18 protein-coding genes and 1 pseudogene are annotated in these 19,364 nt (G+C 62.9%); 11 read left to right on the forward strand and 8 right to left on the reverse strand.

What is annotated here, in order from left to right; translation table 11 throughout:
- Positions 1-52: 52 nt before the first annotated feature.
- Positions 53-985 (reverse strand): amidohydrolase family protein, encoded by a 933-nt coding sequence (locus tag NCS03_RS25690; protein WP_175980244.1) that lies wholly within the window; start codon positions 983-985, stop codon positions 53-55.
- On the reverse strand, positions 985-1,917 hold the full coding sequence (locus NCS03_RS25695) for an amidohydrolase family protein (RefSeq protein WP_250530071.1): 933 nt from the start codon (positions 1,915-1,917) through the stop codon (positions 985-987). The genes NCS03_RS25690 and NCS03_RS25695 overlap by 1 nt, the downstream gene beginning before the upstream one ends.
- A 241-nt stretch (positions 1,918-2,158) precedes the next feature.
- Here NCS03_RS25695 and NCS03_RS25700 point away from each other — a divergent pair, with 241 nt between their 5' ends.
- Positions 2,159-3,052 carry a LysR substrate-binding domain-containing protein gene (locus NCS03_RS25700; RefSeq protein ID WP_175980242.1) on the forward strand — a complete coding sequence of 298 codons (894 nt, stop codon included), beginning with the start codon at positions 2,159-2,161 and terminating at the stop codon, positions 3,050-3,052.
- Here NCS03_RS25700 and NCS03_RS25705 read toward each other — a convergent pair.
- Complete coding sequence (locus tag NCS03_RS25705; RefSeq protein ID WP_250437585.1) at positions 3,030-3,935, reverse strand: LysR substrate-binding domain-containing protein; 906 nt, start codon at positions 3,933-3,935, stop codon at positions 3,030-3,032. The two genes, NCS03_RS25700 and NCS03_RS25705, sit on opposite strands and share 23 nt — an antisense overlap.
- A 106-nt stretch (positions 3,936-4,041) precedes the next feature.
- Between NCS03_RS25705 and NCS03_RS25710 the strand changes: the two genes are divergently transcribed.
- The gene (locus tag NCS03_RS25710; RefSeq protein ID WP_250530072.1) at positions 4,042-4,497 is read left to right on the forward strand and encodes a (2Fe-2S)-binding protein; all 456 of its coding nucleotides are present in this window, start codon (positions 4,042-4,044) and stop codon (positions 4,495-4,497) included.
- Positions 4,498-6,705 carry a xanthine dehydrogenase family protein molybdopterin-binding subunit gene (locus tag NCS03_RS25715; protein WP_250530073.1) on the forward strand — a complete coding sequence of 736 codons (2,208 nt, stop codon included), beginning with the start codon at positions 4,498-4,500 and terminating at the stop codon, positions 6,703-6,705. It begins immediately after the preceding gene.
- 12 nt (positions 6,706-6,717) lie between these two features.
- Here the strand turns inward: NCS03_RS25715 and NCS03_RS25720 are convergent, their stop codons facing one another.
- Positions 6,718-8,634 carry an AAA family ATPase gene (locus NCS03_RS25720; protein ID WP_033536019.1) on the reverse strand — a complete coding sequence of 639 codons (1,917 nt, stop codon included), beginning with the start codon at positions 8,632-8,634 and terminating at the stop codon, positions 6,718-6,720.
- Between the two features lie 514 nt (positions 8,635-9,148).
- On the opposite strand from NCS03_RS25720, the gene NCS03_RS25725 reads away from it, so the two are divergent.
- Together NCS03_RS25725 and NCS03_RS25730 are read left to right on the forward strand one after the other, a co-directional pair.
- Positions 9,149-9,310, forward strand: coding sequence for a DUF1328 family protein (locus tag NCS03_RS25725; RefSeq protein WP_008346326.1), 162 nt, complete (start codon positions 9,149-9,151; stop codon positions 9,308-9,310).
- Positions 9,311-9,394: 84 nt separating this feature from the next.
- Positions 9,395-9,559, forward strand: a pseudogene (locus NCS03_RS25730) (AraC family transcriptional regulator); the annotation flags it as partial.
- Positions 9,560-9,565: 6 nt separating this feature from the next.
- Here NCS03_RS25730 and NCS03_RS25735 read toward each other — a convergent pair.
- Entirely contained in the window at positions 9,566-10,867 is a 1,302-nt protein-coding gene (locus NCS03_RS25735) for an aspartate aminotransferase family protein (protein ID WP_008346328.1), read from the reverse strand.
- A 76-nt stretch (positions 10,868-10,943) separates the two neighbouring features.
- Between NCS03_RS25735 and NCS03_RS25740 the strand changes: the two genes are divergently transcribed.
- The 5 genes from NCS03_RS25740 (at position 10,944) to NCS03_RS25760 (ending at position 14,615) form a co-directional block, all read left to right on the forward strand.
- On the forward strand, positions 10,944-11,828 hold the full coding sequence (locus NCS03_RS25740; protein WP_250437588.1) for a LysR family transcriptional regulator: 885 nt from the start codon (positions 10,944-10,946) through the stop codon (positions 11,826-11,828).
- Positions 11,829-12,039: 211 nt separating this feature from the next.
- On the forward strand, positions 12,040-12,549 hold the full coding sequence (locus tag NCS03_RS25745; protein ID WP_008346330.1) for a helix-turn-helix domain-containing protein: 510 nt from the start codon (positions 12,040-12,042) through the stop codon (positions 12,547-12,549).
- Entirely contained in the window at positions 12,546-12,959 is a 414-nt protein-coding gene (locus NCS03_RS25750) for a VOC family protein (protein WP_008346331.1), read from the forward strand. Before NCS03_RS25745 ends, NCS03_RS25750 begins: the two co-directional genes overlap by 4 nt.
- Before the next feature lie 50 nt (positions 12,960-13,009).
- Positions 13,010-13,468, forward strand: a complete 459-nt coding sequence (locus tag NCS03_RS25755) for an SLATT domain-containing protein (RefSeq protein WP_033536018.1) — start codon at positions 13,010-13,012, stop codon at positions 13,466-13,468.
- Positions 13,469-13,973: 505 nt separating this feature from the next.
- Complete coding sequence (locus NCS03_RS25760) at positions 13,974-14,615, forward strand: hypothetical protein (RefSeq protein WP_208456986.1); 642 nt, start codon at positions 13,974-13,976, stop codon at positions 14,613-14,615.
- Positions 14,616-14,680: 65 nt separating this feature from the next.
- Here NCS03_RS25760 and NCS03_RS25765 read toward each other — a convergent pair whose 3' ends face one another.
- The 3 genes from NCS03_RS25765 to NCS03_RS25775 form a co-directional block, all read right to left on the reverse strand.
- Complete coding sequence (locus NCS03_RS25765) at positions 14,681-14,899, reverse strand: hypothetical protein (protein ID WP_008346335.1); 219 nt, start codon at positions 14,897-14,899, stop codon at positions 14,681-14,683.
- A gap of 260 nt (positions 14,900-15,159) precedes the next feature.
- Positions 15,160-17,088, reverse strand: coding sequence for a bifunctional diguanylate cyclase/phosphodiesterase (locus tag NCS03_RS25770; RefSeq protein WP_250530074.1), 1,929 nt, complete (start codon positions 17,086-17,088; stop codon positions 15,160-15,162).
- Between the two features lie 147 nt (positions 17,089-17,235).
- On the reverse strand, positions 17,236-18,078 hold the full coding sequence (locus NCS03_RS25775; protein WP_250458785.1) for an EamA family transporter: 843 nt from the start codon (positions 18,076-18,078) through the stop codon (positions 17,236-17,238).
- A gap of 105 nt (positions 18,079-18,183) precedes the next feature.
- Here NCS03_RS25775 and gcvA point away from each other — a divergent pair, with 105 nt between their 5' ends.
- Positions 18,184-19,092 (forward strand): transcriptional regulator GcvA, encoded by a 909-nt coding sequence (gene gcvA, locus NCS03_RS25780; RefSeq protein ID WP_175980234.1) that lies wholly within the window; start codon positions 18,184-18,186, stop codon positions 19,090-19,092.
- Positions 19,093-19,364: the final 272 nt, after the last annotated feature.

The raw sequence follows: 19,364 nt of genomic DNA on the forward strand, positions 1-19,364 counted from the left end.
TGAGCTCCGTCGAGAGAAAGAAGGGCGCGTGAGCGACCGCGCCCGCATGACATCAGGCCGTCTGCGCGACTTCGTCGTTCTTTACATACGTGGCCTTCAATCGTTTCTCCGCTTCGGCCAGGTCCTTCGGCGGTTTGGTCGGCTCGATGCCCACCAGTCGCGCGATGTTATTGCCCATGTAGTCTTCGAGACCGTCCTCATCGAGGTCCATGCCTTGCGGCGCGGGACCGCACAGCATCTCCAGTTCGCGCAGCCACATGCCCGGCTCGTTCGGCGGCGAATCGGTGCCGAACACGATCTTGTTGCGCGGCAACTCGCGTGCGAACTCGACGATGCGGGACTGATAGCACCAGCCCGATTCGCAATACACGTTGGGCGTATCCATCGCCATCCAGAAGGCTTCGAACGAGTAATTGCCGCCCGTCTGGATTCCGAAGTGACCGATGATGAAATTCACCATCGGGAATTCGCGGATGATCGGATAGAACTGCGTGGGAATCGTGTACGGTCCATCGCCTGTGTGAATCAGCACGACGACGCCCAACTCGGCGCATTTCTTCATCGCAGGGCGCAGCCAGTCGAGCGCGCGATCCGGCCGATAGCCATGCATGTTCGCGTGCAGCTTGAGCATCTTGAAGCCGTATTCCTTGACGTGAAATTCGAGTTCCGCCGCGCCGTTTTCCGGACCCCAGCGCGGGTTATACGTGAAGTTGCCGATGAAACGATCGGGATACTTCTGCGTCAGCTCCGCGATATACGACATGTAATCGCGAATGCCTTCGCGCCCGCGCCGGTTGCCGTCGCGATAGCCGGTGTTTCCCGGCGGCGGCTGGATGAAACCCATGTCGATGCGGCGCGGCTTGCCGTTGATGATGTACGGACCGTCCATCATCTTGAGAAGGCGTTCGCCGGTGAACGGCTCGCCCGTGTGCCGCCAGGCTTCGTCGACGAGATTGGTCGGATGCAGATGGGTATCGATGATCATCAGCGCGCTCCTGCGTAGTCAGCTTCTTTGTATTGGTCGAGATTGGCTTGCGCTTCTTCGACGCTTTCGGGCGGCGCGCTCGGTTCGATGCCGAGCATGCGCGCGAGGTTGTTGCCGAGATAATCCTCGAGCGTGTCTTCGTCGAGATTGAGGCCTTGCGGCGGTTCGTGACACAGCACTTCGAGCAGGCGCAGCCACATGCCCGGTTCGTTGGGCGGCGTGTCGGAGCCATAGAGAATCTTGTGCGTCGGCAATACCTTCGCGAATTCGACGATGCGCGATTGCAGGCACCAGCTCGATTCGCAATAGACGTTCGGCGTATCGAGCGCCATCTGATAAGGCTCGAAGCAATACACGCCGCCGGTCTGCACGCCGAAGTGCGCCATGATGAACGGCACCGACGGAAACTCGCGGATCAGCGGATACCATTCGCTCGGAATGCTGTACGGTCCGTCGCCGGTATGCAGCTTCACGATGAGCCCGAGGTCCGCGCATTTCCGCAACGCGGGACGCAGCCAGTCGAGCGCGCGGTCCGGCCGATACGCGTGCATGTTGGCCTGCAACTGCACCATCCTGAAGCCGTGTTCCTTCGCGTAGAACTCGATTGCGTCGGCGCCGTTCTCGGGGCCGCAGCGCGGGTTATAGACGAAGCAGCCGAGCAGGCGGTCGGGATACTTCTGCGTCATCTCGACGGTGTACGCCATGTAGTCGTCGATCGACTCGCGGCCGCTTCTCACGCCATCGGTCCACGTATAGATGGTGTTGCCTTGCGGCGGTTGGATGAATGCCTTGTCGATGCGACGCGGCTTGCCGTTGATGATGTACGGGCCGTCCATCACCTCGATCAGACGCTCGCCCGAAAAGGGTTCGCCGTCGTGGCGCCAGGCGAGGTCGACGAGATTGGTCGGATAACAGCTTGTGTCGATGATCATGGGTCTCGATCTCCTTGAGGGGAACTGGCGTGTCCAGTTGCCGGATCGCGGGCAGGCGCGTCGATGGAACAAGAGCTCTTGCGAGCTTGCCCATGCGGCCTTTTGCAAGACGCGTTGATGCGCCTTCCCCTCGCCGGCATCGAGTGTCACACTGACGTGCACTGCTGCTTGCGATGCAGTCTCACAAGTTATGCGCGCTCTGTACAATATTTTTTGACCACGATCTTGATACGTTAGCGATATGGACATGCGGCTTTTGCGGTACTTCGCGGTGCTCGCCGATGAACTCCATTTCGGCCGCGCAGCCGCGCGCCTGCACATTTCGCAGCCGCCCCTGAGTCAGCAGATCCGCATCCTTGAAGAGGAAATGGGCACTGCGCTTTTCTTGCGCTCGCAACATCGCGTCGAACTCACCGAGGCAGGGAAAACACTGAAAGAACAGGCGCCGCTGATCTTCGCGCAGTTCGAGCGCGCGATCGATCTCACGCGTTGCGCGGGACGTGGCGAAGTGGGAAGTCTCGAGATCGGCGTCATCAGCTCGGCGATGGTCGAGCCGATTCCACGCGCGCTCGGCGAGTTCGCGCGCAAGCATCCGCAAGTCAGATGGACGCTTCACGAGATGACGCCCGCCGCGCAGATTCAGGCGCTGAAAGAGCGGCGGCTCGACGTGTGCTTCTTTCGCGTGTCGCACGAAGATCCGGAGATCGTCAGCGAAGTCGTGTTGCGCGAGTCTGCCGTGGTCGCATTGCCGCTCGCGCATCCGCTCGCTTCACGCGCGGATATCGCGCTGCGTGATCTCGAAGCCGAGCGCTTTCTGTCGTTTGGTCTGCTGCAATCGCAACTCGCGCGGTTTCTGCGCGACTGTTGCGTCGAAGCGGGATTCACGCCGCGCATCGAGCAGGAAGTCGTCGAACTGCATACGCTGCTATGTCTGTTGCGCGAAGGGCTCGGCATTGCGCTGCTGCCGGCATCGGCGCAACAGCTGTCGGGCGGCGGCGTGGCATTCGTGCCGCTCGCAGCGCCCGCGCCCGAAGTCTCGCTTCATGCGCGTTATCGCGCGGACACGCCGTCGCCGGTGCTGGCGCGGTTTCTCGATACCGTGCGCGAAGTCGTCAGTCCGGATCGCGCGCGTTGACCGTTTGCGCGACGAGCTCGCGTATCGCATCGACGAGCGGCGCAACGCGTGCCGACTTCTCGCGCGGCCACACGGCGTAGAGGTTGTAGTGCGTCGGAATCTCGACGCGTGTGAGTTCGACGAGCTTGCCGTCGCGTTGCGCGTCGGCGGCGAGCAGGCCGCGCGCAAGTCCCACGCCGACGCCCGCGCTCGCGGCGGCGATCAGCCCCGCAGCGTTGTCAAAGACGGCGACTGCGTGCGGCTCCGCTTCCGGCAGGCCCGCCGCGGCGAGCCACGGAATCCACGAGCGCTTGGTGTAGCCGAGCAAGGGCAGCGCGAGCACTTGTTCCGGCGCGAGCGGCACGCTGAGTCCGCGCGCGCTCAACAATGCGGGCGAGCCCATGACCGTGAGACGGTCGCCGCAGATGAGCGCGTTCTCGAAGCCGTCCCATTCGCCATAGCCGTAACGCAGCGCGAGATCGACGCGTTCGAACGCGCTGCGGTCATGACGTGGCGCGGAAAGCATCGTCAGCGACGCGCCCGTCAATGCGCCGAGCAACGCGGGCAGGCGCGCGACGAGCCAGCTTTGCGCAAGCTCCGGATCGACGTCGAGCGTAATCGACTGCTTCACCGCGCGCTCCTTCACCGACGACAACGCGCGATCGATCTGCTCGAAGCCATCGCCTAGCTGATTCGCGAAGAGCGCGCCGGCATCGGTGAGCACGACGCGCGCGCCTTCGCGCACGAACAGCGGCTGGCCGACGAACTCTTCGAGCGTGCGGATCTGCTGGCTGATCGCGCTATGCGTGAGCGACAACTGACGCGCCGCGCTCGAAAAGCTGCCGGCGCGCGCCGCCTGCAAGAAGGCCTGCATCGACTGGATCGAAGGGTAGCGCTTCAACATGGGTGTTAGCCAGGCTTACGGGTGATCAAAGAAATCGTCGCTGGCGTTCTTGCATGACGGCTTCCGATAATGGCCGCAAGCTCGAACGACATTCAGGAGACAGCGCATGATCGAAATCGTCGTCAATGACGCGCGGCACTCGCTCGACAATGTACCGGAAGACATGCCGCTGTTGTGGGTTCTGCGCGATCGCATCGGTTTGACGGGCACGAAATTCGGCTGCGGCGGGGGCTTTTGCGGCGCATGCACGGTGCATCTCGATGGCGAGGCCGTGCGTTCGTGCCTGCTGCCGATAGCGGCCGTGGCGGGCAGGCGCATCACGACCATCGAAGGTGTTTCCAGGGACGGCACGCATCCGTTGCAGCGCGCGTGGATTGCGGAAGACGTGCCGCAATGCGGCTATTGTCAGTCGGGACAGTTGATGCAGGCAGCGGCGTTTCTGAAGGGCAAGCCGTCCGTGAGCGATGACGCCATCGCCGCTGCGATGTCCGGCAACATCTGCCGCTGCGGAACGTATGCGCGCATCCGCAAGGCCATCAAGCGCGCGGCGGCGGAGGTCTGAATGCGTATCGAACATCACGCAGCGCGCCGTCGTTTCATCAAGCAGAGTTCGGCGCTGCTGGCAGCGGGACTATCCGTTGGATTTCGATTGCCCGATGCGTTGGCGAAGAACGGCGATGCTCATCCGCGTGACGGCGAATTCGAGCCGAACGCATGGGTGCGCGTGCTGCCCGACGACACGATCAAGCTCGTCGTCCACAAGCACGATTCGGGCACGGGCACGCGCACCGCGCTCGCCGCGCTCGTCGCCGAAGAGCTGGATGTCGATCCGTTTAGCATCGACGTCATCACGCCCGAGAATCCTTTCTATGCCGATTACATTCATCCCTTGTGGAAGGTGTTTTCCACGGGCGGAAGCACGAGCGTCTCGCTCGAATACGATCGCTTGCGGCGCGCGGGCGCGACTGCGCGTGCCATGCTGATCGAAGCCGCCGCGAAACAATGGAAGGTATCGCCGTCAACGTGCTCGACCGATAACGGCTTCGTGATCGACAAGGCGAGCGGCGCGCGTGCCAGCTATGGATCGCTTGCCGTCATCGCCGCGAGCTTGCCCGCGCCAAAAGACGTGCCGTTGAAAGACGCATCGCAATTCAGGTACATCGGCAAGCTGAGCAAGAAGCGCGACGCGGCGCAGAAGGTATGCGGCGCGTTCGCGTATGGCATCGACGTGCGTTTGCCCGGCATGCTCGTCGCGGTCGTGACGCGTGCGCCCGTCATCGACGCGCGCGTGCGCCGCGTCGATGCGAAAGAGGCGCTCGCCGTGCCCGGCGTGCGGCAAGTGCTGCCGATACCCGGACGTCCCGATGTGCTCGGCGGCAATCAGGCGGGCGTCGCCATTCTCGCCGACGACTACTGGTCCGCGCACAAGGGACAAGCCGCATTGCGCGTCGAATGGGAAGATAGTCCGTTCGAAAACTTCGATAGCCGCGATATGCCCGCGCGCCAGGCTGCATGGCTCGACGATCCCGCTGCGCGCGTCGTGCCGACCATCACGAACGGCGACGCCGATGCCATCCTCAAGCATGGCGCGCGCGTGATTCAGGCGTCTTATTCGATGCCGTACAAGGCCGCGAATCCGCTCGAACCCATCAACGTGACGGCGTGGTCGAAGGACGGCGGCATTGCGTATTGGGGCGGCTTGCAAGTGCCGTCGACGGCGCAGGAGGCGGCGCAAGTCATCGGCGGCATTCCGGCCGATCGTGTCGTGCTGCATGAACTGGTTTCGGGCGGCAGCTTCGGTGCGCGCGAATCGAAGTACTGGCTCTTCGAAGTCACATGGCTCGCGTTGCAAACCGGCAAGCCCGTCAAGCTGATGAACAGCCGCGAGGACGAAATGCGCGCGCTCTTCTATCACTCGGCGAGTCATCATCGCGCAAAGGCCACGCTCGATGCACGCGGCAATCTTTCGGCGCTGCAACTGCGCGCGGTGATGCCGGCATCGCCGGAACAATGGGAGCCGGGCTATTTCGATCGTCCCGATCGCATGGACTACAGCACCACGGAAGCAATCAGCAAGTTCGAGTTCGCGTATGGCGCGCCGAATGTGGATATCGGCTGGGTGCGTCATGAAACGGGCGTGCCAACGGGCTGGTATCGCGCGGTGAGTTATATCCCGAACGTGTTCGCGGTCGAATCGTTCATGGATGAAGCCGCGCATAAGGGACATCGCGATGCGGTGGACTTTCGCATCGCGCATATGAAGGACGCGCGCCAAGTCGCGGTATTGCGCGAGGCCGCGATGCGGGCCGGCTGGGGCAAGCCGTTGCCGCGCGGCACCGCGCTCGGCGTTGCGACGAATCGCGCGTACGGCAGTTATGTCGCGGTGATCGCGCGCGTCTCGCGCAAGGATGACGGTATCGTGATCGAGAAGCTCACGTGCGTGGCCGACTGCGGGCTCGCGGTGTCGCCCGGCGGTGTGGAAGAGCAGCTATACGGCGGCTTGATGTGGGGACTCGGACACGCACTCGCCGACCGCATCGACATTCGGCACGGCCAGGTTCAGCAGACCAATTTCGATGCGTATCGCGTGATGCGTATGAGCGACATGCCCGACATCGACATACGCATCATGCAGGGCGATCCGGCGAAGCCTGGCGGCGTAGGCGAGTTGTCGAGCCCGTCGGTTGCGCCGGCCGTTGCCAATGCCGTGTTCACGCTGACCGGCAAGCGCCTGCGCGAGACGCCGTTCGATTTGCGACGGCTCGCGTGAAGAAGTAACCGCTCAGGCGGCCAGCACTTCGTTGGCCGCCTCGACATTCGCGACAGCCGCCGCATGCTCGCGGATCAGGCGATAAACCGTCTCGCCCGGCACGGTTTCCGATTCGAGCAATTCATCGGCGATCGCGCGCAACACCGGCTCGTTGGCTTGCAGCAGGGCGAAGCATTCGTCGCTCAGATCGTGCAGCAACGCGTTCGCATGACCGATCGAATTCTTGAGCTGCAAGCCCGCATACTGCTGCGGCAACGCCGCAAGACTGAACAGATTGCCTTCCTCGTTGAAGCCGAACTTCGACACCATATCGAGGCTGATTCGCGACGCCTCCTGAAGATCCGATGCCGCGCCGCTCGATGCTTCCTTGAACATGAGCAGTTCCGCGTTGCGTCCGCCGAGCAGCACCTGAATCTCGTTGCGCAATTCGGTTTCGCGATACAGATGCTTGTCCTGCATCTTCGTGATGAGCGCGACGCCCAGAGCGCCGCCGCGCGGCAGGATCGTCACTTCTTCGAGCACGCCGGTGCCGAGCAGCGCCGCAACGAGGCCGTGACCCGCTTCATGCACCGCGATGCGCGTGCGTTCGTCATCCGATAGCGCGCGTTCCGCGCCGTTCACATCGCCGATGCGTGCGATCTTGATCGCTTCGAGGAAATGCGCCGCCGATACTTCACGTTCGCCCGCCTTGCGCGCGACGAGTCCTGCCTGATTGACGATCATCGACAGCGTGGCGGGCGAGAGGCCCGTCGTCAGACGTGCGAGCTGATCGAAGTCGATGTCGTCGCGCTTCGTCTTCAAGCTGTCCGCGTAGAAACGCAGGATGTCCGCGCGATCTTCGACGCCCGGCAAACGCACTTGCACCGTGCGATCGAAACGGCCGGGACGACGCAGCGCTTCATCGAGATTGTCGGGATGATTCGTCGCCGCGACGATGATGACGCCTTCGTTCGATGCGAAGCCGTCCATCTCCGCGAGCAGTTGATTGATGATGCGATTGCTTTCCGCTTCGACCGGGCCGCCGCCGGTATCGGTGCGCTTGCCGAGGCCATCGGCTTCGTCGATGAAGATGACGGTCGGCGCATTCTTGCGCGCGAGCTCGAACAGGTGCTTCACCTTCTGAATGCCGACGCCGTAGTACTTCGCGCTGAAATAACTGCCCGTGATCGCGATGAAGTTCGCGCCGCATTCGCCCGCGAGCGCCTGCGCGAGCCGCGTCTTGCCGACGCCCGGTCCGCCCGTCATCAGGATGCCGCACGGCGCGCGCACGCCCATGCCGGTGAATTGCGCGGGCTCGGTGAGCCACGCGCGCACGTCGTTGAGCGCGGCTTTCGCTTCGCCCGCGCCGATGACGTCATCGAAACGCAGCGTCGGCGATTCGCCGAGCAATTGCGCGCCGCCGCGCATTTCGCGGCGCATGAACCAGAGAAGGCCGCCGATCATCAGGAGCGGCAGCAAGAGACTCAGCGCGTCGCGCGAACGGTCGAACATCTCGCTCCAGCGCGCAATGCCCGTGCGCACGTTGGCGTCGGGCAGCCATACGAGTTGATACGGCGAGGCCGCGTCGGGCTTCATATCGCCGAGCAGCAATGCGTTGGAGAACGCGCCGTTATGATCGGCCACGTAATACTTCTCGCCCTTCGTCGTGGAGACGAGAATCGCGTCGGGACTCACGCCGATCGTCGCGACATTCTTCGCGCGAATATCGGTCAGCATTTCCGATGCGTCTTTCTCGCGATGCGTCCACGGCGATGCGTCATGGCGCATCTGATTGGCGACGCCCGTCAGCGCCGCCGTCTGCGATTGCGCGGCCCGCACTTCATGGCGCCAATGCAGAAAGCCCGCGCCCGTCACGAGCGCGGCCGCGATCACACCATAAGCGATATATCGGCCAACGCGTGACCGCAGCGAATTCCTTGCCGGTTTCATCAATTCGGTCCAATGGGCCCGCACGCGCGGCGCCCTAAAGCAATCGTCGGAGGAATGGCATCCGAACGTGTGTCTCTTATCGTGCTTCGGTGGTGGGATGCCCGCGCGCATGTCTTGATGCTCAAGATGGCGAAGCGATCGACCTTGAACCGCAGATCGTCAACCATGCGAGCATGGCCCTGTTTACAGGGATTGCTTCGCTGGAATGGTGCCCGTAATGCATGACCATTCGATAACGCGAAGCAGCGCGCGAACGAGCGTTCGACACGCCGTTTCAAATACACGTCCCCTTTTTTTGATTAACGGCAGGTAACGGGTCTTCTTGACGGCAATGTAAAAAACGCGTGATCCGCGCTCGCAGCGTGATGCGGGTTTGATGGCGTATGCAGGACGAGGCCAAGGATAGCACGGCAGAATACGATGCTCCATCCGGTAAGGAATACTGCTTGCTTACGCTAGAGAACTCCGCGCACATGGGGCGCGCGGCGTACTCGGACGAGAGGGAGATAACATCATGTTGTATTACGCGTTGGTCTTTTTCATCATCGCGATCATCGCTGCCGCGCTCGGATTCGGCGGTATCGCGGCGGGCGCGGCGGGCATCGCGAAGATCCTGTTCTTCATATTCCTCGTGATTTTCCTCGTGACGCTGGTAATGGGCCTCATGCGACGTTGACGGCTCTCAAGCAAAAGGCGTCGTGCCGAGGCTGGTCGGCACGACGCATTTTTTTTGTTCCTCGTTTAACGTAGCCGCCTGGACGAAAGCTTGCGCGTCGAACGCGCGCAATCGCTTCTGCACGGCAGCGGACTCGATCTCGAAGCGATCGCCGCCGAAGTCGGCTACGAAGACGGCGCGACTTTGCGAACGCTTTTACGTCAGCGCTTGGGACGCGGCGTGCGCGATCTGCGCGCCGGCCTGCGCTGACGATGCCTACAACGAACGCTCGATAGCCTTGCCGAGCAGATCGAGCCCGAGGTCGATCTCTTCCTCGCTCACGGTCAGCGGCGGCGCGATGCGGAACACGCCCCCCATGCCCGGCAATTGCACGATGTTCATGCTCAGGCCGAGATTCATGCATTCGCGCGTGATCTTCGCGCCGAGACCATCGGCGGGTTCCTTCGTGCGGCGATCCTTGACGATCTCCACGCCGAGCAGCAAGCCGCGGCCGCGCACGTCGCCGATGCAGTCGAAGCGCTCCATCAGATCGAGCAGGCCGCGTTGCAGGCGCGCGCTCATCACGTTCGCGCGCGCGACGAGGCCATCGCGTTCGACCACATCCAGCACGCGCAGGCCGACGGCGGCGGGCAGCGGATCGGATACGTGCGTCGTGTAGAACAGATAGCCGAGCGCATGCGCCTTCTCTTCGATTTCCGCCGATGTGACGACGGCCGCGAGCGGCAAGCCGGCGCCGAGCGTCTTCGATAGCGTGAGGATGTCGGGCGTGACGCCGTCGCGCTGGCACGCGAACATGGTGCCCGTCCGGCCGATGCCGGTTTGCGCTTCGTCGAGAATCAGCAGCATGCCGCGCTCTTCGCACTTGCGCTTTAGCGCCGCCATGTAGCCTTCCGGCAATTCGATGATGCCGCCAGAGCTCAGAATCGGTTCCGCGATGAACGCGGCGAGATTGCCGCTCGACTGCCGGTCGATGAGATCGAATGCGTAGTCGAGTTCCGCGAGCCAGTCGTATCGGCCGTTGTGCTCGAAGCGCGCGCGATATGGGAACGGCGCGGGAATCGCGAATGACCCGACCGCCGCGGGACCGACGCCCTTGCGCCCCGCGCTGTACGTTGCGGACGCCGCGTGACCCGTCATGCCGTGCCACGACTGCGCAAAGCCGACGACTTCGTATTTTCCGGTGACGAGCTTCGCCATGCGGATCGCGGCCTCGTTCGATTCGGCGCCGGTGCTCAGCAAGAGCGCGCGATCGAGACCGGCGGGCGTGATATCGGCGAGACGCGTCGCGAGATCGACGACGGGACGCGACAGCATCCCGCTGAAGAGATGATCCAGCTTGCCCGCATATTCGCCGATCACCGACACGATCTCGGGATGGCTGTGGCCAAGCACGGCGCTCATTTGTCCGGAGGTGAAATCGAGGATCGCGCGGCCATCGGCATCGTAGACGAAGCTGCCTTGCGCGCGCTCGATGATCATCGGCTCGAACGTGCCGCCGTAGCGGATGAGGTGCTGTCTGGCGTTGCGCCAGAAAGTTGCGTCGTTGTTCAGGGACACCGTGCTTCTCCTGGCGGGATAGGAAGGAATCTGCAGTGTAGACAACGCTCAGGTTTTATAGAATCGAATAGTTCTAATGCGAGATAGAAGAGGCGCTAATACCTTGAGCCTGTCACTGGAAATCGAGTTGTTGCGCTCGTTTGCCGTCATCGCGGAAGTGCGCGCGCTGAGTCGCGCGGCCGAGCGCATCGGACGGACGCAATCGGCGCTGAGCCAGCAGATGAAGCGGCTCGAGGATATCGTCGATCAGCCGCTTTTTCAGCGCACCGGACGCGGCGTCGTGCTGACGAATCCCGGCGAGCGCCTGCTGGTTCACGCACAGCGCATCCTGCGTCTGCACGACGAGGCGATGGCCGATCTGTGCGGAAAAGGCTTGTCGGGCAGCATCCGCTTCGGCTGTCCGGACGATTACGCCGCCGTGTTCCTGCCGAGCCTGCTGCGGCAATTTTCGAGTCAGCATCCGCACGCGCTGGTGGAAGTCGTGTGCGGGCCGACGCCCCGGCTCGCCGAGCAACTGAAAAAGCGCGCGCTCGATCTCGCGATGCTCTCGCTTCCCGAAGACAAGCCCGGCGGCGAGGTCATCCGGCGCCAGCAACTGGTCTGGATCGGCTGTCCGGGGATGGATTCCGCGCATTACGATCCGTTGCCGCTCGCGCTCTCCGATCCGGACACGCTCGATCACATCGCCGCATGCGAAGCCTTGCAGCGCGCGGGCAGGGCGTATCGCATCGCGTACGCGAGCAGCAGTCTCGCGGGGCTCACGGCGCTGGTGCGCTCGGGGCAGGCGTTCGCGGTCATCACGCAGACCGCCGTGCCCGCCGATCTGTGCGTGCTGAACGCGGATGCCGGGCTGCCGGCGTTGCCGGGCGTCGGCATATCGCTGAAGTTCGCGCGCGAGCGTCCTTCGATGTTGACATCGGCGTTCGCGGAACACATCCGTCTCACGCTGCCGTTGTTGTGATGCAAGACCGATTGCGCGAATTGGGCCGCAAAACGGCCGCTTTCCGGCACATCGCGCATCGGGGACGCGGGCTAAGATACTTTCCATCTCCTCTAGCTCTTTCTTCTCAGGGAATGAGCGACTTTTGCGTCGTGCGGATAGCCTCTGCACGACGTTTTTCTTTGTGCGCGCCGGGCTACACTAGCCGCTCGTTTTCCGCACCCCGAACGCCATGCCGACTCGCAAACCCGCCACCGCCGATGCGTTGCAAGATCCGGCATTGTTGCGGCGTCTGTTGCGCGCCAAAGATCGCATGGACGCATGTTCGCACGAGGACTGGCCGGTCAGCCGTCTGGCCGAAGTCAGCGGGGTCTCCGAAGCGCATTTCGCGCGATCGTTCAAGCGCGCGTTCGGCGTTCCGCCGCATCGCTATCTGCTGACGCGGCGCATCGAGCAGGCCGTCACGCTGTTGCGCGACACCGAGCTCGCCATCACGGATATTGCCTTCGTCACCGGCTGGGAAAGTCTCGGAACGTTCGGCCGCATCTTTCGCGATATCACCGGCCACAGTCCGAGCGCGATGCGCGTGCAAGCGCGCGCCGGCGTCGACGCGCTCGATCGCGTGCCCGCGTGCGTGCTGAAGGCCGCGCAACGACCCGATCTCACGATCGCAGTTTTGGAGAAGCGGCGGCGCGGTGCGAAAGGTACAGTGCGGCCATCTTCAACGAAGGAGGTCACATGAATCAGGGCATCGGCGTGGTGGGCATCTATGTCGACGATCAGGACGAAGCGCTTGCGTTTTACGTCGACAAGCTCGGTTTTCGGGTTCATACCGACGTGCGCAACGGCACGTATCGATGGCTCACGGTGCAGCATCCGGATCAGCCGTCGTTTCAGCTCGGCCTGTTCGCGCCGGGCGCGCCGATCCACGACGATGCGACCGCGCAAACGCTGCGCGCGATGGTCGCAAAGGGCGCGATGCCGCCGCTCGTGCTGTCCGTCGCGGACTGCCGCGCGACTTACGAGCGGCTGAAGGCGAGCGGCGTGGAGTTCACGCAGGAACCGGTCGATCGCTACGGCAGCGTCGATGCCGGTTTTCGCGATCCCGCGGGCAATGGCTGGAAGATGATTCAAGCGCCATCCGGACGGTAAATGTCCTGATTAGCCGGGAGGATGAAGTCTGTTCGTAGAGTGCTTAGAACATGACCGAAACCTCATATCAACCGCCCCGAGACATGTCGACGCTCGTGCTGGCGTGGATCCGGCGCGCGCGCGAATCGCAGATTCGTCATTACACGATGGCCGACCGGCTGACGCGCTGCGGCAGACGGCTCGGGCTTGCGGTCATCGGCATCACGGCGGCGACGGGCACGTCCGCGTTTTTATCGCTCGTAGCGACGGCGGTGTCGCCGGATGTCCACATCCTGATCGGGATGACGAGTCTGAGCGCCGCCGTGCTCGCCTCGTTGCAGACGTTTTTGCGCTATAGCGAGCGTGCGGAATTGCATCGCCGTGCGGGTGCGCAGTACGGCGCCGTGCGGCGGCGTCTCGAAGCGATTCATGCGGCAGATGTTTCTCTGCGTGATGCGTGTGTCGTCGATGCGGTGCGCGATGAACTCGACCAGATCGCACAGACGGCGCCGCATTTGCCACGCGCATGATTAATCATTAGTAAAGTTCCGAGTGCTGATTAGTCATTGATTAGACGTAGCGGAGCGAAAGCCGCTATTCGACTGACAAATGACCCTGTTCAAAAGGGGTTGTTTGTGCTTCCGAAACAATGCCCGGTGTGCTACGGTAATTCGTATGTATTACTTGCGACCGGACGATCGCTGATTGTCGATCGGCCTTCCGAACTGATTCGGATGGAGTGTGACAATGGAACAGCGAGGCGATGGCTCGCTTTATTTCGTCATCTGCCCCCGATGTGAAACCCTTTCATCAGTAGAAGAAAGCGTGTGCCCGTTTTGCGGCGCCGACCGCCACGGGGCCGTGCTGACGAGGGGCGCGGAGACAGCTCTGCGGGCAGTCGAGGCGGCGCGAGGCGTGACGCGCCAGTTTGCGCCACAGGGCGAAGTGGCCCGCGTGCGATGGCCGGCGCGTTCGAGAACATACGAAGCGCGTTTACCCGCGCCTGCGCCTGCCTCCATCGCCAATGGCGCTGCCGTGCTTGCGACGGGGCGTCCATCGCATTCGATACTCGCAACGGTCGTCATGGCCGCCGTCGTGCTCGGTGCGTGTTTTCTCGCGCGTGCTTACTTCGAGCAGCACGGATCGACACCGCGCGCGGGAACGCTGCCTGTGGCCGTCGCAGGCACGGTCCGTCCGATCGAGACGAAGGCCGCGCCGATCGCCGCCATCAATATCGATTCGGCGGACAGAATCGTGGACGGCCCGCTGCGCTCCGCCGCGCGTCCGTCAGCGGAAGCTGCGTCGCCACTGATTCCTGTCACGGCATCGAGCAAGGACAGCACGCGGCAGAGCGTGATTCCCGAACGCTCGATCGCAAAAAAACCGTCGACGCACGGCGCGAAGCAATCGGTCAAGACATCGAAAGCGAAACCCGTATCGAAGTCGGCTTCTGCATGTTCGCGCAAGTCCGAGCGCGCGTGCGCTGAAGCAGCGAAAGGCCGCGTATCCAGGACCGAGCCGAAGCAGCGTCAGACGCGCGCGGCGCCGCCTGCTGCGCCCGTCGCTCGAGCGAAAACCGACACGAAGGAATTTCAGAAGGTCGCGGCCATCGCTCCGGCGGTGAAGCCCGCGATGACCGCCGACGATAGCTGGCGTCCGAGCAAGAAAAAGAACTGAAAACCCGCGCGGATCGGAAAGGAAAGGGAAGCGCTTCGCGCGGGACGCGAAGCGCGCTGACGGTCTTATTCGACGGCTTCCCAGTGTTCGTCGACGGTCTTGTCGGTCACGCGTACCTTCGCAACCATGGGCGCATAGCCGCGCAGCTTGATTTCATCGACGGCGAGCCGCTCCGAACGATAACTCTGCTGCGTCATTCTCGTACCGTCAGGGAATTCGAGCGCGTAACCGTCGATCGGTCCCCACTGGCCCTTCGGCATCGGTTCGACATAGACATTCTGCATCGCGTTTCTCCAGCTTGATTGGAAAGCACCGGGCGGTTCGCATTGGCGAACGTGCGCCTCTTGTATAAGAGGTTAGCGAAGAAAGGGACGCGGCCGGCGACGAGGCGTGAGGCCGCGAAGCAAATATTTATCGAAGTAAATCAATGCTCTAGTTGCGGGTTCCCATGATGAGAAAGCCCATTCTCCAATATGCAACTCGCGGCATGCTGCCATGCAGCGCGCGTTTTCGTGAAACGGACCTTCATTGCATATCGTGGAAGTCAGTGATGCACGGCGCTGCGGCGATCGGCATCGAGATAGTTGTTGATCGTCGGCGCGACGTCCGCCGCGACGGATGCGAAGCGAAAGCCGTTGCGCCCCTTGCGCTTCGCTTCGTACATCGCGCGATCCGCGTCGCCGAGCATCGCTTCGGCGGACGTGTCGAAGCCGCCCGCGCACATCGCGATGCCGACGCTCGTGCCGAGATGCGCTTCGACGCGGCCGAGTTCGAACGGCCGTCCGATCGCGCGGCAAATGTCCTGCGCGATGCGGCTGCATGCACTCGATGACGAAATCCCGCGCGCCAGCAGCACGAATTCATCGCCGGCGAGGCGGCAGACGAGATCGCCCGCGCGCGTCGTCTTTTTCAGGCGCGCGGCCACCTGTATCAACAGCGCGTCGCCGACGTCGTGACCGTGCTGATCGTTGATGCTCTTGAAGCCGTCGAGGTCCATGAAGAAGAGCGCGAAAGGCACGGCGTCATCGCGGGCGGCATCGACGGAAAGCGCGAGTTGCTCGGCGAGCGCGCGCCGGTTCGGCAGGCCCGTGAGCGCGTCCAGCATGACTTCGGAGCGCATCTGATTTTCGCGCCGCTTGGTCTCGGTGATGTCCTGCGACATGATGTAGAAACCGGCAATTTCCTCGCGCTGAAACTCGGGAATATACGTCGCGTTCCAGACGCGGCTCGGCGCGCCTTCATAGACGATGTCCTCGTGCGTCACGCGTTCGCCGGCGAGCACGCGGCGAAAGTAAGGCAGACAGCGCTCGAAGGTCGACGCGCCGATCGTGTCGCGCACGGTCTTGCCACGCAACGCCGAAGGCTCGACGCCGAACACCTCGCGATACACCTGATTGTTGAAGCGATAGCGCAGGTCAGCATCGACGTGTGCGATGAGAACGGGCAGATTGTCCGTGATCGTCTGCAGCGCGGCGCGATTGCTGGTGAGCTCGCGCGTGCGTTCGAGCACGCGGCGCTCCAGTTCCTGCCGATAATCGCGCAACACCTGTTCGCTGTATTTGCGGCTCGAGATGTCGTGCGCGACGCTCACGAAATGCAGCGGCTCGCCGCGTTCGTCCCGAATCAGCGCGACGGAAAGCTCGACCCAAACCGGCTCGCCGTTACGGCGGCGATATCGTTTTTCCAGCGTATACGTCTTGCTCGTGCCGTCGAGCAGTTCCGCGACGAGTTGCAGATCGGCCGACAGATCCGCTTCGTCGGTGATCTGCTGAAAGGTCATCGTGACGAGTTCATCGGCGCTATAACCGGTAATTTCGCACAGCTTCGGATTCACTTCGACGAAGCGGCCCTCCAGATCGACGATAGCCTTGCCCGTCGGCGTCTGTTCGAAGATCGTATGAAAGCGCGTCTCGGACAGGCGCAGCTTGCGGCGGTCGGCTTCCTGAATCTCACGCGTTTCGCGCGCGGCTTCGCGCTGCACGATCTCGCGCTCGACGGTCGCCGCGAGATCGCACAGCGCGGCCTGCGTGCTTGCCGTGAGTTTGCGCGGCTTCGTGTCGATCGCGCAAAGCGTGCCGAGCACGAGACCTCTGGACGAGCGCAACGGCACGCCCGCATAGAAGCGGATGTGTGGCGCGCCCCTGACGAGCGGATTGCCGGCGAAGCGCGCATCCGCGTGAGCGTCCTCGACGAGCAGCAGACGTTCGGAGTGAAGCGCGTGCGCGCAGAACGACACGTCGCGCGCGGTTTCGCATACATCGAGTCCGACACGCGACTTGAACCATTGCCGATGTTCATCGACGAGCGATACCAGCGCGATCGGCACCTGCAACAGCTCGGCGACGACGCGCGTTACGCGGTCGAACACTTCTTCCTGTGGCGTGTCGAGCAGGTCGAGACTGCGCAGCAACTGGAGCCGCTTCGCTTCGTCGGCGGGCAGAGGCGCCGTGTGCCATTCGTGTACGGGTTGCAAGGTTCTTCTCGATTCGGTATTCGCCATCGGGCCCAATGCCACGATGAGCAATTTATCGAACCTTCCGCAATCCCGATTCGCCGATCAAAGGCCGGCTTTTCCCTCAGTTCGCGAGATGTGCCTTACGGACGAAATAACGCAGAGCGGTCAGAGCCCCAGGCAAACCGCCCCGACCGCGACCACCACGCAGGCGAGCCAGCGCCTCGCGCTGACGGCTTCCTGAAGGAACACGCGCCCGATGAGCGCCGCGAACACGACGCTCGTTTCGCGCAACGCGGAGACCGTGCCCATCGCGCCGGATTGCATCGCCCAGATCACGATGCCGTAAGCCGCGATCGACACGAGGCCGCCCGCGAGCGACGAACCCACGGCCATCGGCGCTCGCTTCACGGGCGTCCATAGCGCCGCGGGCCCGCGTTTCGCGACGAAAATCATCGGCATGAACCAATAGAACATGAACATCCACGCGGTGTAGGTGAGCGCTTCGCCATCGGACAGACGCACGCCGATGCCGTCGATCACCGTGTAGATCGCGATGGTCACGCCCGTCGTCAACGCGGCGAGCACCCCCGCGCGCGATACGCGGCCGCCCTGCAATGCCAGCGCGATGATGCCGCCCGAGATCAGCACGATCCCGAGCGCATGCAGCAGGCCGATCGCCTCGTGCGCGAAGATGGCCGCGCCGAGCGTGACGAGCATCGGCGACGATCCGCGCGCGATCGGATAAGCCTGCGCGAGATCGCCGCGCCGATACGAGCGCACGAGGCTCACGTTGTAGACGATATGCACGAGCCCCGACGCGACGATGTAGGGCCACGCGGCTTTCGCGGGCATCGGCAGATAGAAGACGACGATCGCGGACACGGCGCCGATCGCGATGCTCATCCACGTCATCGAGAGGAACCGGTCGCGGTTGCCATGGAGCATCGCGTTCCAGCTTGCGTGGAGCACGGCTGCCAAGAGAACGACACCGCCGGTGTAGGTGAACATGCTTTCTTATGTCGGTTATATGACGGATAGTTACTAGAATAACTATCTTGTGAGCCGCCCACAAAGCATATAAATTGCATCGTCGCGTTAGAAAAGCTCTTGCGAATGAGACCGGCATTGCCTTCACTCAATGCGTTGCGCGCTTTCGAAGCCGCTGGGCGACTCGGTAGCTTCAAGGAAGCCGCCGCCGAGCTGCATGTCACGCACGGGGCGATCAGCCAGCAAGTGCGTTTGCTCGAAGCGTGGCTCGGCGCACCCCTGTTCGAGCGTCATAACCGGCGTGTGGTGTTGACCCCGGCGGCGCGCGTTTATCTCGCGCAAATCGGTCCGCTCTTCGATCGGCTCTCGCAGGCCACGGCGCGCTATGGCGTGTCCGAGGCCCTGTCGCGCACGCTCACCGTGAATGCGCCCGCTACGTTCACGTTGCGCTGGCTCGTGCCGAGGCTCGAACAATTTCGCGCGCGTCATCCCGATGTGGAAGTCAGGATAGAGACATCGAACGAACCGGTAGAAAGCCTGAAGGACACATACGACATCGTGATTCGCGGCGGCCCCGACACGTTTTACGGTTACGTGATGCGGCGCTTTCTCGAAGAGGAACGTCTGCCGGTGTGCAGCCCCACGCTGTCCAAACGTCTTCCTTTGCAGACGCCTGAAGACTTGCGGCGGCACACGCTGCTGCACACGTCGAGCTTGCCGCGCGTCTGGCCGGATTGGCTCGCGCAGGCGGGCATCGCGGCGCTCACGCCAGCGGCGGTGCTCACCTTCGATCACTTCTATCTGACCTTGCAGGCCGCTGTCGATGGCATGGGCATCGCGATGGGCCCGACCGCGCTCGTCGCCGACGATCTCGCGTCAGGCCGTCTCGTCGCGCCATTCGACGGGCCGCGTTTGCCGTCGCGAAGCTATTGCACGTATGTCGCCGATGAGAAAGCGGGGCACGATCTGATCGTGCTGTTTCGCGCATGGCTCGAACAAGAAGGACAAGCGTTCGCGACCGAGCACGACGTGTGAGCCTGCGCCGCGCTGCATTCGTGCGAACTATGCAGAAATTTAACTATCTGGTTAGAATGCACGGGTTTACGCTAATGCCCCGGCCGGTCTGACTGATCGCGCGGGACATGCGATCCAGCCGCGCACATCGGCGCACGCGTGCATGCGTCGCCGCTTCTCGCGTGTCGCGGTATCGACTTCACGGAACGCTTTCATCGCGCGGTGCGATACGGCCGCGGCATTCCTGTTCGTCGCCGAAGCCGGATCGCATGGCAGATTCCTGGAGAAGATTT

Origin of the sequence: Caballeronia sp. ATUFL_F1_KS4A (assembly GCF_023630905.1) — a bacterium.
Taxonomy (GTDB): Bacteria; Pseudomonadota; Gammaproteobacteria; order Burkholderiales; family Burkholderiaceae; genus Caballeronia; species Caballeronia zhejiangensis.

Bases quoted from the DNA above. Each gene is read 5' to 3' on its own strand.
- gcvA (WP_175980234.1), top strand. From the start codon at position 18,184: ATGAGACCGGCATTGCCTTCACTCAATGCGTTGCGCGCTTTCGAAGCC.
- NCS03_RS25695 (WP_250530071.1), bottom strand. From the start codon at position 1,917: ATGATCATCGACACAAGCTGTTATCCGACCAATCTCGTCGACCTCGCC.
- NCS03_RS25705 (WP_250437585.1), bottom strand. From the start codon at position 3,935: ATGTTGAAGCGCTACCCTTCGATCCAGTCGATGCAGGCCTTCTTGCAG.
- NCS03_RS25740 (WP_250437588.1), top strand. From the start codon at position 10,944: ATGCGAGATAGAAGAGGCGCTAATACCTTGAGCCTGTCACTGGAAATC.
- NCS03_RS25720 (WP_033536019.1), bottom strand. From the start codon at position 8,634: ATGAAACCGGCAAGGAATTCGCTGCGGTCACGCGTTGGCCGATATATC.
- NCS03_RS25750 (WP_008346331.1), top strand. From the start codon at position 12,546: ATGAATCAGGGCATCGGCGTGGTGGGCATCTATGTCGACGATCAGGAC.
- NCS03_RS25775 (WP_250458785.1), bottom strand. From the start codon at position 18,078: ATGTTCACCTACACCGGCGGTGTCGTTCTCTTGGCAGCCGTGCTCCAC.
- NCS03_RS25725 (WP_008346326.1), top strand. From the start codon at position 9,149: ATGTTGTATTACGCGTTGGTCTTTTTCATCATCGCGATCATCGCTGCC.
- NCS03_RS25690 (WP_175980244.1), bottom strand. From the start codon at position 985: ATGATCATCGATACCCATCTGCATCCGACCAATCTCGTCGACGAAGCC.
- NCS03_RS25700 (WP_175980242.1), top strand. From the start codon at position 2,159: ATGGACATGCGGCTTTTGCGGTACTTCGCGGTGCTCGCCGATGAACTC.
- NCS03_RS25765 (WP_008346335.1), bottom strand. From the start codon at position 14,899: ATGCAGAATGTCTATGTCGAACCGATGCCGAAGGGCCAGTGGGGACCG.
- NCS03_RS25710 (WP_250530072.1), top strand. From the start codon at position 4,042: ATGATCGAAATCGTCGTCAATGACGCGCGGCACTCGCTCGACAATGTA.
- NCS03_RS25715 (WP_250530073.1), top strand. From the start codon at position 4,498: ATGCGTATCGAACATCACGCAGCGCGCCGTCGTTTCATCAAGCAGAGT.
- NCS03_RS25745 (WP_008346330.1), top strand. From the start codon at position 12,040: ATGCCGACTCGCAAACCCGCCACCGCCGATGCGTTGCAAGATCCGGCA.
- NCS03_RS25755 (WP_033536018.1), top strand. From the start codon at position 13,010: ATGACCGAAACCTCATATCAACCGCCCCGAGACATGTCGACGCTCGTG.